The sequence below is a fragment of the Stenotrophomonas sp. TWI587 genome (assembly GCF_039674145.1).
Lineage (GTDB): Bacteria > Pseudomonadota > Gammaproteobacteria > Xanthomonadales > Xanthomonadaceae > Stenotrophomonas > Stenotrophomonas maltophilia_AY.
In genome coordinates, this window is record NZ_JBDJMW010000005.1 from 158,925 (window position 1) to 174,865 (window position 15,941).

The following is a 15,941-nucleotide window of genomic DNA, read 5'->3' on the forward strand; positions in this document are numbered from 1 at the left end:
TGTTCACGCGGCATCCGGCACGATCACTGCTTGTTGCCGCGACCGCCCGGCTCCTACAGACTGTGTCCATGACCCGATTCCTGCTTGCCCTTGTCCTGACCGCGACCCTTGCCGGGTGCGGCTTCCATCTGCGCAACAAGCTGATGCTGCCGGCCGATACCGCCGCAGTCCAGGTGGTGTCCACCGCGCCCTACAGCGAGCTGGTGAAGCTGCTGCGCCGTGGTCTGCAGTCCTCGGGGGCACAGCTGGCCGATCCGGACAGCACCGGTCCGGCCTCGCAGCTGCAGGTGGTGTCCGAGCGTTGGGGCGATCTGCCCATCGCGATCGATGCCCAGGGCCGTGCCCAGGAATACAGCCTGCGCTACGCGGTGATCTTCGTCTTCCGCCGCGAAGATGGCAGCGAGCTGGTGCCGCAGCAGGTGATCGAACTCTCGCGCGATTACGTGTCGCCGCCGACCGACGCCACCGGTACCACCACCGAACGCGAAATCCTCGCCGACGAACTGCGTCGTGAGATGTCGGCCTCGATCATGCGCCGCATCGACAGCGTGGTCCGTGCCGAGCTGGAGCACGGCCGTGCCCCGGCCAAGCCCGGTACGGCGCCGGTCGAAACGCCGGTTGAGATCCCGGCCGCAACCCCGGCCAGCTCGACCCCGACGACCCCGACGCCGGCGGTCCCCGCCGTCGTTCCGCAGGGGCGCTGAGCCCGGTCCGCCTGCGGATCGGCCTGCCCGGATGGAACTGCGCCCCGAACAGCTCGCCAGCCAACCGGCCAGCCAGCCGTTGGCCCCGGTGTATCTGATTGCCGGTCCGGAAACGCTGCGCGTGCTTGAAGCCGCCGATGCCGTGCGTGCACGTGCGCGCGCCGATGGCGTCAACGAGCGCGAAGTCTTCGATGCCGATGGGCGTGACTTCGACTGGAACCAGCTCGATGCCAGCTTCAATGCGCCCAGCCTGTTCAGTGCCCGACGCCTGATGGAACTGCGCCTGCCCAGCGGCAAGCCGGGCAAGGAAGGCGCCGAGGTGATCAGCCAGTTCTGTGCCAACCCGGCGCCCGACGTGATCCTGCTGATCACCTGCAACGAATGGAGCAAGGCCCACCAGACCAAATGGGCCGATGCGGTGGGCCGCGCCGGGGTGATCTCGGTGGCCTGGGCGATCAAGCCGCATGAACTCACCGAATGGATCGAGCGCCGCCTGCGTGGCAAGGGCCTGCGCGCCGATCCCCAGGCCGTACAGCGCCTGGCCGAGCGGGTGGAGGGCAATCTGCTTGCCGCCGCGCAGGAGATCGACAAGCTGGCCCTGTTGGCCGACGGCCAGACGCTGGACGTGGACACGATGGAGTCGCTGGTGGCCGATGCCGCCCGCTATGACGTGTTCCGCCTGGTTGAAGCGACTTTCTCCGGCCAGCCCGCCGCCGTCCTGCGGATGATCGCCGGCCTGCGTGCCGAGGGTGAAGCGGTGGCCGCACTGACCCCGATCGTGATCCGCGAGCTGCTGTCCACGGCCGGTCTGGCGCGGGTGCAGGCGCGCGGCGGCAACCTGGCGGCGGAAATGAAAAGCCGCGGCATCTGGGAATCGCGGCAGGCACCGTTCAAGCGCGCGCTGCAGCGTCACCCCGAGGTCAAGCGCTGGGAGCGTTTCGTGGCCGAAGCGGGGCTGGTGGACCGCATCGCCAAGGGGCGCGCCGATGGCGATGCCTGGCTGGCGCTGGAACGGCTGCTGATCGCCGTTTCCGAAGCCCGCGCCGTGCGCCTGCTCGCCCGGGCCTGAGCCCATGGGGCTGCGCATCTATTACGGCGGGACCTTCGATCCCGTCCATCTGGGCCATCTGGCCATTGCCCGCGCCGCACGCGACCAGCTGCAGGTCGCGGTGCGGCTGCTGCCGGCCGCCGATCCGCCGCACCGTGCCGCCCCCGGCGCCGATGCCGCGCAGCGCCTGGCGATGCTGGCCCTGGCCATCGGTGACGAACCCGGCCTGCTGCTGGACCGGCGCGAGCTGGACCGGGCCGAGCGCACCCCGGGCGTGCCGTCCTATACCGTCGATACCCTGCGCGAGCTACGCGCCGAGCTGGGCCCGCGCCATCCGGTCGCCTGGCTGGTCGGGGCGGACAGCCTGCTGGCCCTGCCCAGTTGGCACCAGTGGGCGTCGTTGTTCGATCTGGCGCATTTCATCGTCGCCGACCGCCCGGGCAGTCCCCTGGCCGACACCCTTGACCCGGTGCTCGCGCAGGCCCTGGAAGGGCGCTGGGCCAGCCACGAGCGCGAGCTGTTCAACGCGCCGGCCGGCCGCTTGCTGCGCCTGCAGGCCCCGCTGCGCGAGGAATCGGCGACCGCCGTGCGCGCACAGATCGCGGCGGACGGCCCCTGGCAGTCGCTGCTGCCCGGGCCGGTGGCGGGCTACATCCTGGATCACCGCCTGTACGGGGCGACACCGTGGTGAATACGCGCGGGCGCGCCGCCCCGTATAATCGATCCCACATTTATCGAGTTGACCCGCTTTGAGCAACCAAGCCCAGCCCCAGACCATCAAGGTCCAACTGCCGAATCCGGCGCCCTCCGTTCTGCAGCTGCTCGAGTGCGTGCGCGGGGCCACCGAAGAACTGAAGGCCAAGGATCTCGTTGAGATCGACGTCATCGGCCGCTCCAGCGTTGCCGATTACATGGTGATCGCGTCGGGCACCTCCAGCCGTCACGTGAAGTCGATCGCCGACGAAGTGGTGAAGTTCGCCAAGAAGCTGGGTGTGATGCCGCTGGGTGTGGAAGGCGAGCGCGAAGCCGAATGGGTGTTGGTCGACCTGGGCGACGTGATCGTTCACGTGATGCTGCCGCGCGTGCGTGAGTTCTATGCGCTCGAGCGTCTGTGGACCGTGGGCGACCAGCCGCCGATCGAACTGCTCGACGATGCGGACGACGACTACGACGCGCGGTAATCCCCGCACGTACGGTCACGACAACGGCGCCGATGGCGCCGTTGTCTTTTGCGGCGCCACGCAGGGTGTCCGCGGAGGATGGAGATGAAAGCCAAGTTGATCGCCACCGGCGAACGCGCACCGTCCTGGGTGGCGCAGGGATTTGCCGAGTACCAGAAGCGGCTCTCGCACTGGCTGCCGTTCGAGCTGGTCGAGATCGAGCCCGGCCTGCGCGGCAAGGGCCGCGATGCGCGCCGCGCGACCGATGACGAGGGCAAGCGGGTGATCGCTGCGCTGCCGAAGAATGCCTACGTGGTCGCACTCGATGTGCCGGGGCGCCAGCTCAGCTCCGAGCAGCTGGCGCAGCGTCTGGAACATTGGCGCGGGCAGGGCAGGGATCTGGCCTTCCTGATCGGCGGGCCGGAAGGCCATTCGGCGGAAGTGTCGGCCATGGCGGACGAGAAATGGTCGATCGGCCCGCTGACGCTGCCGCACATGCTGGTGCGTCTGGTGGTGGCCGAGCAGTTGTACCGCGCCGCGGCGATGCTGGCCAACCATCCGTATCATCGCGCGTGAAATAGTTGTCGCCAGACGGGTTACATCTCGCGAAAAACGGGCTACAATGCGCACCCCGCCCGAATAGCTCAGCCGGTTAGAGCACTTGACTGTTAATCAGGGGGTCGTTGGTTCGAGTCCAACTTCGGGCGCCAAGATCTGAGAAAAAGCCTCGCAGCGATGCGAGGCTTTTTTTTTGTCCGCGATCCGCGTGCTTCGCATGACCGGCCAACAAAAAGCCCGGGCACTGCCCGGGCTCCTTGTTCCCCAAGTGCGGCTACCTCATTCGAAGGTGTACTTGGCACCGACGGTGAAGTAGCGGCCGATCGCGCCGCTGAAGTGCAGCGGGTTGTAGTTCACGCCACCGTAGGTGGTCGGATCCAGCGGAGCGATGCGGTCGAACAGGTTCTGCACCGATGCGTTCAACTCGAAGGCCTCGGTGATGTTCCAGCGACCGGACAGGTCGAAGGTGGTGAACGAGGAAATCTTGGTGACGTCCGTGCCGTCGGCATAGGAGAACTGGTACGAGCCGTCCGGACCGCGGAAGTCGGTGTTCTCCATCTTGGAGATGTAGTTGGCCACGCCGCTCACGCTCCACGGGCCCTGCTTCCAGGTGGTGCCGAAGTTGATGCGGTCCTTCGGCGTGCCGATGCAGTTGGTCACGTCGCAGTTGCCATGCGTGCCGGCATAGTCGACGGTCACATCCGAATCGGTACGCTCGAACTTGAGCACGTGGCTCCACTGCAGGTCCATTTCCAGCTGGCCCGGACCGATGTCAAAGGTCTGGCGGATGTCGGTATCGATACCGCGCACGCGGGTCGACGCGGCATTGATGTACGCGGTGTTGACGGCCAGGATGGTGCCGGTACCGGGAATGCCATTGATCAGATCGCTGTCACGCAGCACGTTGCCCGCTGCGATCGCGTCGGCGGTGGAGCCCTGCGCGATTTCATTGGTGCGTTTGATCTGCCACGCATCGACGGTCATCGAGGTGCTGGAGGTGGGCTGCAGCACCACGCCGAACGAGTAGCTCTTGGATTCTTCCGGCTTCAGGTCGGGATTGGGGCGGGTGATGATCGCCACCGGTCGCGAACTGCAGTTGGTCCCGTTCGGCTGAAGGTCGCAGCGAAGGGCGTCGCGGGCATTGGAGAAGGCGGCCAGGCCGCCGTCACCGTTTTCGGCCGGGTTCGGTGCACGGAAGCCTTCGGCATAGCTGCCGCGGACCGCGATCCAATCGGCCGGCGTCCACTTCACACCGAGCTTCGGCGTTGCCTTGCCTTCACCACTTTCATACTTGTCGTAGCGGACCGCGCCGGACAGCTCCAACTGTTCCAGCACCGGGGCGGACAGTTCGACATACCCGGCATATACATTCTGGGTGCCGTCGTAGGCCGAGTAGCCCAGGCCGATGATCTGGCCCTGGTCGGTGAACGTCTGCGGGGTCAGGCTGTTGCTGGTCTTGCGCCATTCGGTACCCAGTGCCAGGCCCAGCGGGCCGCCCTTCAGGTCGGCCAGACTGCGCGAGACGGTGAAGTCGAACATGTCCAGGCTGGACTTGGCGCGGGCACTGATGTCCGGCGAGATGTAGTCATACAGCGCCTGCGAGTTCAGGCCTGCGTTGTCGCCGATGCGCCACACACCTGCCGGGCAGGCTGGGTTGCCGAGCACGCAACGGACCGCGTCGTAATTCAGGAAACCGGTGCGCTTGTTGACCAGGTCGGTGCCCGAATGCAGGTAGGCGGTGTCGTAGCTCCACTCGCCCCAATTGCCCTTGACCCCGACCAGGAAGCGATTGAACTCGTTGGTGTTCTCGGTCACGCGCGGACCCACGTCCCAGGCCGAGTAGCGCAGGCGAGAGGCCTGGCCCGGGATGGGATTATCCGGATGGGTCGGGCTGAGGACAGTGGCCCCGGGGCCGCTGTTGGCGTTGACTGGACCCTCGGGATAGCCCCAGCCACCGGACACGCCGGAGGGCGTGTTGCTGAAGGTGGTTTCCTTCTTCGAGTAGCCGATCTCGGTATAGATTTCACCGCCCTCGCCGAAGGCGAAGCTGGCGCGGCCGAACACGTTGACGTACTTCTCTTCCGGGGTCAGGTCACGGTACAGCTGGGCGGGATCCCAGAGGCAGCCCTGTTGCTGCGCGGTGATATCGTTCTGTCCGGGGATGGTGGTCAGGCCAGCACACCCCGGCAGCGCAACGAGGAAGGCGGGATTGTCATCGGTCACGGCGCGGTCGTCGAACACCGAGCCGTTGGGGCCCACGCCACCGCTCGTGCCACCATTGAGGAACGCGCCACCCAGGAACTGCGCATTGTTGCCGTAGCCATAGCGACGGATGTCACCGGTGCCGATCCACTTGCGATCCTTGCGGTCGCTGATCTTGATCGCGTCGGTCTTGCCCACGTCCAGGCTGAAGAACGCATTCCAGCCATCGGTGGCCAGATCGCCGGTGCCGGCGGTCAGGGTGGCCTTCTTGGCATCGCCGTCGCTGTCGCCGGACAGGCCGTAGGAGGCGCGCAGAATGGCGCCGTTGAAGTCGCTGCGCAGGATGATGTTGACCACGCCGGCGATCGCGTCCGAACCGTAGATCGCAGAAGCGCCGTCCTTGAGGACTTCAATGCGCTCGACCGCATCCAGCGGAATGGTGCTCAGATCGGTGAACACCTTCTGGCCGTCATCGGCCAGGCCGTAGGTCGCCATGCGGCGGCCGTTCAACAGCACCAGCGTGGAGCCGGCGCCCAGGCCGCGCAGCGAGATGCCTGCGCCACCGCCGGCAAAGCCGTTGCCGAAGGTCTTGGGAATGGAGCCCGAGCCGTCCGCGGTCAGGGTCTGCAGGTACTCGGCGACGGTGGTCTTGCCGGTACGGTCGATCTCCTGGCGGGTGACCACCTGGACGGGGGAGGGCGTTTCGGTGTTGGTGCGGGGGATGTTCGATCCGGTGACGGTGATCCGGTCAAGGTTGGTCGCCTGCTCCTGCGCGAACGCGGAGGACGACGCCATGGCACCCACCAGCAGCAGGGCGCCGCCGGTCAGGATCGTGGAAATGGAGGTGGCCAGGCTGGTGCGGCGGCTGTCGTCGCGGCGTTGGATCGGGTGTTTCACAGCATCTCTCCTGACTGGGAAAACCTAGATGTCAATAAGTCGACACCAGGACGGTGGCAACGGCGCCAATCTAGGTTTACGTCCTGTGACGCAGGAGTGAAAAAATGCTTAATTGGGGAAAGATGCAGTGCGTCTCATTTTGTGAATGGGGAGCCCCGTCGTGGGGCTCCCGGATCACTCAGCGCGGCAACGTAAAATCGATGGGCACCAGGCCAGCGGCGGCGATGGCCTGACCATCGACGATGGCCGGCACGAAACGCCAGTGGCGCAGGACCTGCTGGCGGGCCGCCTGGTCAAGCACGCGCGAGCCGCTGCTCTTCTCGATGCTTACCGCCACCGGGTTGCCCTCGACATCGACCCGGATGCGCAGCAGGACCGTGCCCTGCTGGCCGAGGCGGATCGCTGCAACCGGATACGGCGGTGGGGGTGCGCTGCGGTACTGGAGCTGGGCACCCCCGCCCGGTGCAGCCGCGGCGGGGGCCGCTTCCAGTGACGGTGCGGTCGCGTCGCTGGCCGGAAGCGGGGCCGTGGCCAGCGCGTCATCAAGGGTGGCCGTGGGGGTCGGCAAGGGGGTTGGCGCGCGATGCGTGTTCACCCGAACGGTCCGGGGCGGCACAGGGTCCGGATGGCGAGGGGTCAGATCCATCGGCGGAGGTGGCGGAAGCACCCAGGTCACCTGAAGGCGTTCGCGCGGGGCCTTGATGAGCGGCTGGGTGGCAGGAATCAACAACAGCATCAAGGCCAGCGCGTGGACCGCGATGGCGGTGCTCCACCCGAGCACGCGGGAGGCGTCGATCTGCAGCGGGACAACCGGGGACGGGGTACGGACCATGCTCCACTCTCCTTGCCAGATGTGCGGGAACATCAACGTGCCTGCGCGGCGCATGGGGTCAGGCGGGGGCCGCGCACTGACAGCAATACGCGAGCCCGGCGCGGGCCGGAAGTCAGGGGCAGGGGGGAGGTTTTGCTGGCAGTCAGAATCAGGCCGTGCACAGCATGACGGCGCCGTTCGGCGCCGTCATGGAGGACTGACCGGGGCGCGGATCAGCGGCCCAGATCGAACACCACGTCCAGGTTGACCGAGACGGTCGATTCGCCCGGCGATACCGGGGTGGACTCGTCGGCCGACATCGGCGCGGCGGCCGCGCGCATCATCATCATCGGGCGCACGTTGCCGCCGCTGCCCTCGGAGATGCTCACGATCCGGCGCACGCGCAGACCCAGTGCCTTGGCGTAGGTCTCGGCACGCGACTGGGCTTTCTTCAGCGCGGCCAGGCGAGCCTCGTCATACACCGGCTCGGGCTGGTCGATCTCGAACTGCGGGCCGTTGATCTGGTTGGCGCCCTGCGCGGCCAGTGCATCGAGCACTTTGCCGAGCTTGGCGATGTCACGCACCTTCAGGCTGACCGTGTTGCTGGCCTGGTAGCCGGTGATCTTCGGCGCTTCATTATCGGCGTAGCGATACTGCGGGCTCAGATTGACGCCGCTGGTCTGCACATCCCGCTCGGCGATGCCGGCCGCCTTGATCGCGGCGAGCACCTTGGTCATCTGCGTGGCGTTCTCACGCATGGCGCTGTTGCCATCCACGGCCTGGGTCACCACACCGGCCGACAGCGTGGCGACGTCCGGCACGCGCTTGGCCTCGGCATTGGCCGAAACATTGAGCAGGGTGCCGTCGGCCGGCACAGCGATGGTGGGCTGGGACTGGGCGTGGGCGGTCATCGAAGCTCCCAGGGCAAGGGACAGGGCGAGCAGCAACGGGGACAGGGACGGGCGGCGCATGTACATCTCCTTGTGAAGGGGTTGAGGTTGGTGTCGGGGCGATGAACGCGTCGTGAGGTTTGGCGGGGTTGATCACGATTCGAGCGTGTTGCTCGCGATTCAGACAGTAGGCACAGGTTATGCTTCCTCGATGCTTTATCTCGCCTCTCGATCCCCCCGACGAAACGAACTGCTTGCGCGCCTGGACCGGCCGTTCCGGGCGCTCGACCTTGACGTTCCTGAAGTCCGTGCCCCCCACGAGTCCGCTGCCGATTACGTCCAGCGGGTGGCCGCCGACAAAGCGCGCGCGGGGCTGGCTCTGGTCGCCGAGGATCCGGAGGCGGTCGTACTGGGCTCGGATACCGAAGTGGTGCTCGATGGCCGCGTGTTCGGCAAGCCGGTGGACGCCGCCGATGCCTGCGCGATGCTGCGCACCCTGGCCGGGCGCACCCACCAGGTGATGACCGCCGTGGCGCTGGTCGCTGCGGGCCGGGAGCAGGGCGTGCTGGTGGTCTCGGAGGTGACGTTCGCGGCGATCGATGAGGAACGGATCGCGGCCTATGTGGCCAGTGGCGAGCCGATGGACAAAGCCGGCGCCTACGCGATCCAAGGCGGCGCTGAACGATATATCCGCCATCTGGCGGGAAGCTATTCGGGTGTGATGGGTTTGCCCCTGCAACAGACCGAGCAGTTGCTGCAGGCGTTTGAACTGAAGGGAGTCGCCCGTGTCTGAAGAAATCCTGGTCAATGTCACCCCGCGGGAAACCCGCGTCGCCGTCATCGAGAACGGCATGCTGCAGGAACTGCATATCGAACGCGGCTGGCGCCGTGGCGTGGTCGGCAACATCTACAAGGGCAAGGTGCAGCGGGTGATGCCGGGCATGCAGGCGGCCTTCGTCGAGGTCGGGCTGGAGCGCGCCGCGTTCCTGCACGCCAACGATGTCATCCGCCCGGCCCCGGTGGCCAGCGCCGATACCGAAGGCACCACCCTGCCGCCGCCGTCCTCGGTGCCGATCGTGGAGCTGCTGCGTGACGGCCAGGACATCGTGGTGCAGGTGGTCAAGGACCCGATCGGCACCAAGGGCGCCCGCCTGACCACCCAGATCAGCATTCCCTCACGCTACATGGTGCTGCTGCCGCAGTCCAAGGTGGTGGGCGTGTCGGCCCGGATCGAGGACGAGGCCGAGCGCGCCCGCCTGAAAACGCTGGTGACCGAGCTGTCGGCCCAGCACGGCGGCTACGGCTATATCGTGCGCACCAATGCCGAAGGCCAGCCGGCCGAGGCGATCGCCGAGGATGTCGCGTATCTGTCGCGGGTCTGGAACGTGGTCGAGCGTCGTGGCCGCGATGCTGCCCCGTGCAGCGTGATCTACGAAGACCTGAGCCTGCCGCTGCGCTCGGTGCGTGACCTGATCCGCAAGGACGTGGACAAGGTCAAGGTCGATTCCAAGGAGACCTTCACGCAGTTGCAGGCCTTCGTGGCCAAGTACATGCCGGTGCTGGCCGAGAAAATCGAGCTGTACAGCGGTGATCGTCCGATCTTCGACATGTTTGGGGTCGAGGATGAGATCGGCCGCGCGCTGGACAAGCAGGTACCGCTGAAGTCCGGTGGCTATCTGGTGATCGACCAGACCGAGGCGATGACCACGATCGATGTGAACACCGGTTCCTTCCTGGGCCAGCGCAATCTCGAAGAGACGGTGTTCCGCACCAATCTGGAGGCTGCGCAGGCGGTGGCGCGCCAGCTGCGGCTGCGCAACCTGGGCGGCATCATCATCATCGACTTCATCGACATGGACGATGCCGAGCATCGCCGCCAGGTGCTGCGCACGCTGGAGAAGGCATTGGCCCGCGACCATGCCAAGACCACCGTCTACGACTTCTCGCCGCTGGGCCTGGTCGAGATGACCCGCAAGCGCACGGTGGAAAGCCTGGAGCGCCAGCTGTCCGAGCCGTGCCCGGAGTGCAGTGGCCGTGGCTCGATCAAGACAGCCGAAACGGTGACCTATGAAATCTTCCGTGAAATCACCCGGGCCGTGCGTCAGTTCGATGCGGCGCGCCTGCTGGTGATCGCGTCCTCCAAGGTGGTCGCACGCATCACCGACGAGGAATCCTCGGCCGTGGCCGAACTGGAGGAGTTCCTCGGCAAGAGCATCCGCTTCCAGGCTGACGAGCAGTACCTGCAGGAGCAGTTTGATGTCGTGCTGCTCTGATCACGGCCGGTCCGGCGTTCCCACGTTCCGATGAGCACACCGCTGCGCCTGCGCCTGCGCCGGATCCGCCGCCATGCTGTGTATGCGGTGGCGATCGTGCTCGTGGGCGTGGCCCTGTTGGTCGGCACCGCCAGCCAGCTGTTGCCCTTGGCCGAGCGTCACCCAGAGAAGGTGGCGGCGTGGCTGAGCGCGCGCGCGGGCCAGCCGGTGCGCTTCGACGCGCTGGATACTGCCTGGACCCGACGGGGGCCGCTGTTGCAGCTCAAGGGGCTGCACATCGGTGAAGGACAGGGCCTGCGCATCGGCGAGGCCGAGGTACTGGTCTCGATGTATGCCGGCCTGCTGCCGGGCCACTCGCTGACCGAGCTGAGGCTGCGTGGTGTGGCGTTGGTACTGCAGCGGGCCGACGACGGTCGCTGGTCTGTTCAGGGCCTGCCGCAGTCCAGTGCGGGCGACCCGCTGGAAACCCTGCGTCGGCTGGGCGAACTGCAGGTGATCGGCGGGCGTTTGCGCGTCGATGCACCGTCGCTGGGTGTGCAGGCCGAACTGCCGCGGATCGACCTGCGCCTGCGCGTCAACGGCCAGCGCCTGCGCGTCGGCGCGCGCGCCTGGGCCGACCCGGCCGCACAGCCGCTGACGGCGGTGCTGGAGTTCGAGCGCAAGCGGGGTGACGGGCAGGCGTGGCTGTCGGCCGACCCGGCCGATTTCCGTGCGTGGTCCTCGCTGCTGCAGGTTGGCGGCATCGGCCTGCAGCAGGGCACGGGTGAATTCAATGCGTGGGTGGACCTGCGCGATCACCGCGTGGTGATGGTCACCACCGATGCGGACCTGCAGAACGTCCAGGTGCGCGGGGTGAAGCTTGCCGACGGCACACATCCGCAGCTTGCGCTGAATACGCTGGAACTGCGTGCGCGCTGGCGCTGGGTAAAGGGCGGCTGGCGCGCCGATGCGCCGCGGCTGCGGATCGGTCTGGAAGGCAGCACCCAGCAGCTGGATGGCCTGCTGCTGGCGGGCGGCCAGCACTTCGCGCTGGCCGGCGACAACATCGATGCCACCGCGCTGCTGCGCGGGCTGGCACTGACCGACCGGATCGATCCGGGGCTGCGTGAGTGGCTGCATGACGCCGCGCCGAAGGTGCGGATGACGCGCGTGCGCGTGGCCGGCGAGCAGGGCGGTCCGCTTTCCATCGACGGCGATCTGGAAGACATCCGCTTCGCGGCGGTCGGTCATTCGCCCGGGCTCAGCGGCGTGGGCGGCCGATTCACCGGCGATGCCGATGGCTTCACCCTGGACCTGCAGCCGCAGCGGGTGATGCACTTCGATTGGCCGAGCGGATTCGGCGAGCGCCACGATGTGCGCCTGGCGGGGCAGCTGGTCGGCTGGCGCGACGAGGCCGGCGGCTGGCGGATCGGCACCCCGGCGCTGCGCGTGCAGGGCACCGATTACGCCGCCGATGTGCGCGGTGGCATCTGGTTCCAGAACAACGGTACCCGCCCGTGGCTGGAGCTGGCGGCCAAGATCGACGATGTGCCGATGACCGCCGCCAAGCGTTTCTGGATCCATTCCAAGATGAGCAAGGCCGCCACCGACTGGCTGGATGCCGCACTGGTCTCCGGCCAGGTGCGCGACGGCGTGGGCCTGGTCACCGGTGATCTGGAGGACTGGCCCTTCGACAAGAACAACGGCCGCTTCGAAGCGACCGGGCACATCGATACCGGCAGCATCCGCTTCCAGCACGACTGGCCGACGATGGACAAGGTGGATGCGGACATCGCGTTCATCGGGCCGGGCTTCGAGCTGCACGGTAAAGGCGATCTCGCGGGCGTCGCGGTGGACCACTTCGACGCCGGCATTCCGGATTTTGGCGTGACCGCGCTGTACGTCAAGGCGACCAGCCGCAGCGATGCCGGTGCCCTGCTGGCCATGCTCAAACAAAGCCCGCTGCAGGCCACCTATGGCGAGACCTTGAACAGCCTCACCGCGAAAGGGCCCGCCGCGGTCACCTTCGATCTGCTGCAGCCGCTGCATCACGACGAGGGCGGCGGTCACCTGCAGGGCACGGTCGATCTCAATGGCGCAACCCTCACCGAGAAGCGCTTCGACCTGGTCTTCGAGAACATGCGCGGCAAGGCCCGGTATGGCCATGGCGGCTTCGATGCGGAGAACCTCGCGGTGCGCCACCAGGGCCAGGACGGGCTGCTCAGCCTGCGCGCGGGCGAGTTCGTGCGCGATCCGCAACAGGCGTTCGAATCCGAACTGAGCGCTTCGCTGGAAGCAGGCGCGCTGCTGGACCGCGCGCCGGAACTGAACTGGCTCAAGCCTTACATCCAGGGCACCTCGCGCTGGACCATCGGGGTGACCCTGCCCAAGGTGGCCGCCGGCAGCAAGGTCGAACCGCCCACGGTGCTCAAGCTGCATTCGGATCTGGTCGGCACCACGCTGGAACTTCCTGCGCCGCTAGACAAGCCGGCGGCGACACCGCTGGCGACGGATGTGACGGCGCAGCTCCCGATGGGCAGCGGCCGCGTCGATGTCGCCTTCGGCCAGCGCCTGGCCTTGGCCGCGCGCACGCATGACAACCAGACCGGCGTGCAGGTCACTCTCGGCAGCGACCACGTGGATCGCGATCCGCCGGCCAGCGGGCTGGTGGTGAACGGTCGCAGCGGCTCGCTGGATGCGCTGGAATGGATCGCGCTGGCCCGCTCGCCGGAGGGCGGCGATGACAAGGATCCGATGCCGCTGCGGCATGTGGACGTGCAGGTCGGCCAGTTGCTGCTGGCCGGTGGCATGTTCCCGCAGACCCGGCTGCAGCTGCGGCCGACCGGCAACAGCGTGGACGTGCGCATGGATGGCCCCTCGCTGGCAGGCAGCCTGAGCGTGCCCAACGCCGAAGGCGGCACCATCGTCGGCAAGCTCAGCCGCGTGCACTGGCAATCGCTGCCGACGCCGGTGAAGCCGCCCAGCGATGGCGCCCCGATCCTGCTGCCGCCGGACGTAGCCCTGCCAGCGCGGGTCCAGGCCAGTGCCAACGACACCAACCCGGCCAAGGTGCCGCCGTTGGCGCTGGATATCGCGGACCTGCAGTTCGGCAAGGCCAAGCTGGGCCAGGCCGTCCTGCGTACGCGGCCGATGGCCAACGGCCTGAGTGTGGATCAGCTGCAGTTCCGCGCGCCCAAGCAGGAGATCGACGTCAATGGCCGCTGGATGGGCATGGGCGAGGCGGCGCGCAGCCAGTTCAACGTGCAGGTCAAGAGCGAGGACCTGGGCGGGCTGATGCAGAACCTCGATTACGGCGGCCAGCTGCGTGGCGGCCAGGGTCAGCTGACGATGTCGGCCGGTTGGCAGGGTGGGCCGTCCGATTTCCAGCTCGGTGCCCTGCAGGGCCAGCTCGATGTGCAGGCCCGCAATGGTCAGCTGCTGGAGCTTGAGCCCGGTGCCGGCCGCGTGCTCGGGCTGCTCAGCGTGACCCAGCTGCCGCGCCGGCTGATGTTCGATTTCCGCGATTTCTTCTCCAAGGGCTTTGCCTTCAACCAGGTGGAGGGCAGCGTGGCGTTCGGCAATGGCATGGCCACCACCGACAAGGTGCTCATTGAAGGCCCGGCAGCGAACATCACCATTCGCGGCCAGACCGATCTGCGCCAGCAGCGTTTCGATCAGACCATCGACGTCAACCCGCGCGCGGGCAACCTGCTGACCGTGGTCGGTGCGGTGGCCGGCGGCCCGGTCGGGGCAGCGGTCGGCGCGGCCGCCAATGCGGTGCTGTCCAAGCCGCTGGGCGAGATCGGCGCCAAGACTTACCGCGTGACCGGCCCCTGGGCCGAACCCAAGGTCGACGTGATCGACCGTGACGCAGCGCCCCGGCAGGCCCCGGCCGCACCGCCGGCGCGCTGACCCCTTTCCTGCGCCCGGGTTGCGATTGCGCCCGGCGCCCACAGATCAAAGAGCATGAACAACAACGCACTTTCGCTGGCCACCGACCGTCTGCTGCTGCCCGCCGGGCTGGATGCGAACGGTCTGGAACGTACCTTCGGCACCCTGTTGGGGCCGGGCATCGATTTCGGGGATCTGTATTTCCAGCACGCGCGCCGCGAGAGCTGGAGCGTGGAGGACGGCATCGTCAAGGACGGTGCGCATTCGATCGAGCAGGGCGTGGGCGTGCGCGCCATCGCCGGTGAGAAGACCGGCTTCGCCTACTCCGATGACATCCACAGCGACGCACTGCTGGCCGCGGCCAACTCGGCCCGCGCCATCTCCCGCGAGGGTGGGGCGCAGTCGGCCCGCTCGCTGGTGCGTGGCAGTGGCCGCGCGCTGTACCCGGCGCTGGACCCCATCGACGGCATGGGCAACGAGGCCAAGGTGGAGATGCTCAAGCGGCTGGACCGCTACCTGCGCGCCGCCGACCCGCGCGTGCAGCAGGTGATGGTCAGCCTGTCCGGCGGTGTGGATACGGTCCTGATCGCGCGCAGCGATGGCGTGCTCGCCGCGGATATCCGCCCGCTGGTGCGCTTGAACGTGCAGGTGATCGTCGAGCAGCACGGGCGTCGTGAGTCCGGCTACTCCGGTGGCGGCGGCCGTTACAGCTATGAAGACCTGTTCGCCGATGGGCGCCCGGAAGGCTTCGCCCGCGAGGCCCTGCGCCAGGCGCTGGTGAACCTGGAGGCGATCCCGGCCCCGGCCGGGGTGATGACCGTGGTGCTCGGCCCGGGCTGGCCCGGCGTGCTGCTGCACGAAGCGGTCGGTCACGGCCTGGAAGGCGACTTCAACCGCAAGGGCACCAGCGTCTACGCTGGCCGCATCGGCGAGCGCGTCGCCGCACCGGGCGTGACCATCGTCGATGACGGCACCCTGGACGGACGCCGCGGCTCGTTGAACATCGATGACGAAGGCCATCCGACCCAGTGCACCACGCTGATCGAGGACGGCATCCTGGTCGGCTACATGCAGGATTCGCTCAATGCGCGCCTGATGGGCGTGGCCCCGACCGGCAACGGCCGCCGCGAGTCGTTCGCGCACATGACCATGCCGCGCATGACCAACACCTACATGCGCGCCGGCCAGCACGATCCGGAAGAGATGATCCGCTCGGTGAAGCGCGGCCTGTACGCCGTCAACTTCGGTGGTGGTCAGGTCGACATCACCAGCGGCAAGTACGTGTTCTCGGCTACCGAGGCCTACCTGATCGAAGACGGCAGGATCACTGCGCCGGTGAAGGGCGCCACCCTGATCGGCAACGGGCCGGAAACCATGCAGAAGGTGCGCATGATCGGCAACGATCTGGCCCTGGACGAGGGCGTGGGCATCTGCGGCAAGGATGGCCAGAGTGTGCCGGTCGGCGTGGGTCAGCCGTCGCTGCTGATCGATGGCATCACCGTGGGCGGCACCCAGGCCTGAGCCGGGA

At 67.4% G+C, this 15,941-nt stretch carries 12 protein-coding genes and 1 tRNA gene; 10 read left to right on the forward strand and 3 right to left on the reverse strand.

The features are described from left to right. The first annotated feature begins 68 nt into the window (after positions 1–68). The 6 genes from lptE (at position 69) to ABE464_RS10095 (ending at position 3,622) form a co-directional block, all read left to right on the forward strand. Entirely contained in the window at positions 69–704 is a 636-nt protein-coding gene (lptE, locus tag ABE464_RS10070) for an LPS assembly lipoprotein LptE (protein ID WP_346471831.1), read from the forward strand. Positions 705–735: 31 nt separating this feature from the next. Beyond that, positions 736–1,773: a DNA polymerase III subunit delta gene (gene holA / locus ABE464_RS10075; protein ID WP_070425626.1), complete on the forward strand. Its 1,038-nt coding sequence runs from the start codon at positions 736–738 to the stop codon at positions 1,771–1,773. A gap of 4 nt (positions 1,774–1,777) precedes the next feature. Next, the gene (gene nadD, locus ABE464_RS10080) at positions 1,778–2,443 is read left to right on the forward strand and encodes a nicotinate-nucleotide adenylyltransferase (protein ID WP_346471832.1); all 666 of its coding nucleotides are present in this window, start codon (positions 1,778–1,780) and stop codon (positions 2,441–2,443) included. Between the two features lie 58 nt (positions 2,444–2,501). After that, complete coding sequence (gene rsfS, locus ABE464_RS10085; protein WP_121038588.1) at positions 2,502–2,933, forward strand: ribosome silencing factor; 432 nt, start codon at positions 2,502–2,504, stop codon at positions 2,931–2,933. Positions 2,934–3,017: 84 nt separating this feature from the next. After that, positions 3,018–3,488, forward strand: coding sequence for a 23S rRNA (pseudouridine(1915)-N(3))-methyltransferase RlmH (rlmH, locus tag ABE464_RS10090; protein WP_259259584.1), 471 nt, complete (start codon positions 3,018–3,020; stop codon positions 3,486–3,488). 57 nt (positions 3,489–3,545) lie between these two features. Further along, a tRNA-Asn gene (locus ABE464_RS10095) sits at positions 3,546–3,622 on the forward strand. A 127-nt stretch (positions 3,623–3,749) separates the two neighbouring features. Here the strand turns inward: ABE464_RS10095 and ABE464_RS10100 are convergent. The 3 genes from ABE464_RS10100 to ABE464_RS10110 all read right to left on the reverse strand — a co-directional run bounded on the left by ABE464_RS10100 (position 3,750) and on the right by ABE464_RS10110 (position 8,351). Beyond that, positions 3,750–6,569 carry a TonB-dependent receptor gene (locus ABE464_RS10100; protein ID WP_346471833.1) on the reverse strand — a complete coding sequence of 940 codons (2,820 nt, stop codon included), beginning with the start codon at positions 6,567–6,569 and terminating at the stop codon, positions 3,750–3,752. Between the two features lie 178 nt (positions 6,570–6,747). Further along, positions 6,748–7,401 (reverse strand): TonB family protein, encoded by a 654-nt coding sequence (locus tag ABE464_RS10105; RefSeq protein ID WP_346471834.1) that lies wholly within the window; start codon positions 7,399–7,401, stop codon positions 6,748–6,750. A 212-nt stretch (positions 7,402–7,613) separates the two neighbouring features. Continuing rightward, entirely contained in the window at positions 7,614–8,351 is a 738-nt protein-coding gene (locus ABE464_RS10110; RefSeq protein WP_346471835.1) for an SIMPL domain-containing protein, read from the reverse strand. A 130-nt stretch (positions 8,352–8,481) separates the two neighbouring features. On the opposite strand from ABE464_RS10110, the gene ABE464_RS10115 reads away from it, so the two are divergent. Genes ABE464_RS10115 through tldD form a run of 4 tightly spaced genes read left to right on the forward strand, consistent with a single transcriptional unit; the run spans position 8,482 to position 15,934 of the window. After that, a complete protein-coding gene (locus tag ABE464_RS10115; protein ID WP_346471836.1) occupies positions 8,482–9,063 on the forward strand; it encodes a Maf-like protein in 582 nt (193 codons plus the stop codon). Further along, positions 9,056–10,543, forward strand: coding sequence for a ribonuclease G (rng, locus tag ABE464_RS10120; RefSeq protein WP_346471837.1), 1,488 nt, complete (start codon positions 9,056–9,058; stop codon positions 10,541–10,543). Before ABE464_RS10115 ends, rng begins: the two co-directional genes overlap by 8 nt. Before the next feature lie 30 nt (positions 10,544–10,573). Then, complete coding sequence (locus ABE464_RS10125; protein ID WP_346471838.1) at positions 10,574–14,434, forward strand: YhdP family protein; 3,861 nt, start codon at positions 10,574–10,576, stop codon at positions 14,432–14,434. Between the two features lie 54 nt (positions 14,435–14,488). Then, positions 14,489–15,934, forward strand: coding sequence for a metalloprotease TldD (gene tldD / locus ABE464_RS10130; RefSeq protein WP_346471839.1), 1,446 nt, complete (start codon positions 14,489–14,491; stop codon positions 15,932–15,934). Positions 15,935–15,941: the final 7 nt, after the last annotated feature.

Excerpts from the sequence above, each read along its gene's own strand:
- nadD (WP_346471832.1), top strand. The coding sequence starts at position 1,778 with ATGGGGCTGCGCATCTATTACGGCGGGACCTTCGATCCCGTCCATCTG.
- lptE (WP_346471831.1), top strand. The coding sequence starts at position 69 with ATGACCCGATTCCTGCTTGCCCTTGTCCTGACCGCGACCCTTGCCGGG.
- ABE464_RS10125 (WP_346471838.1), top strand. The coding sequence starts at position 10,574 with ATGAGCACACCGCTGCGCCTGCGCCTGCGCCGGATCCGCCGCCATGCT.
- rlmH (WP_259259584.1), top strand. The coding sequence starts at position 3,018 with ATGAAAGCCAAGTTGATCGCCACCGGCGAACGCGCACCGTCCTGGGTG.
- tldD (WP_346471839.1), top strand. The coding sequence starts at position 14,489 with ATGAACAACAACGCACTTTCGCTGGCCACCGACCGTCTGCTGCTGCCC.
- ABE464_RS10115 (WP_346471836.1), top strand. The coding sequence starts at position 8,482 with ATGCTTTATCTCGCCTCTCGATCCCCCCGACGAAACGAACTGCTTGCG.
- ABE464_RS10105 (WP_346471834.1), bottom strand. The coding sequence starts at position 7,401 with ATGGTCCGTACCCCGTCCCCGGTTGTCCCGCTGCAGATCGACGCCTCC.
- holA (WP_070425626.1), top strand. The coding sequence starts at position 736 with ATGGAACTGCGCCCCGAACAGCTCGCCAGCCAACCGGCCAGCCAGCCG.
- ABE464_RS10110 (WP_346471835.1), bottom strand. The coding sequence starts at position 8,351 with ATGCGCCGCCCGTCCCTGTCCCCGTTGCTGCTCGCCCTGTCCCTTGCC.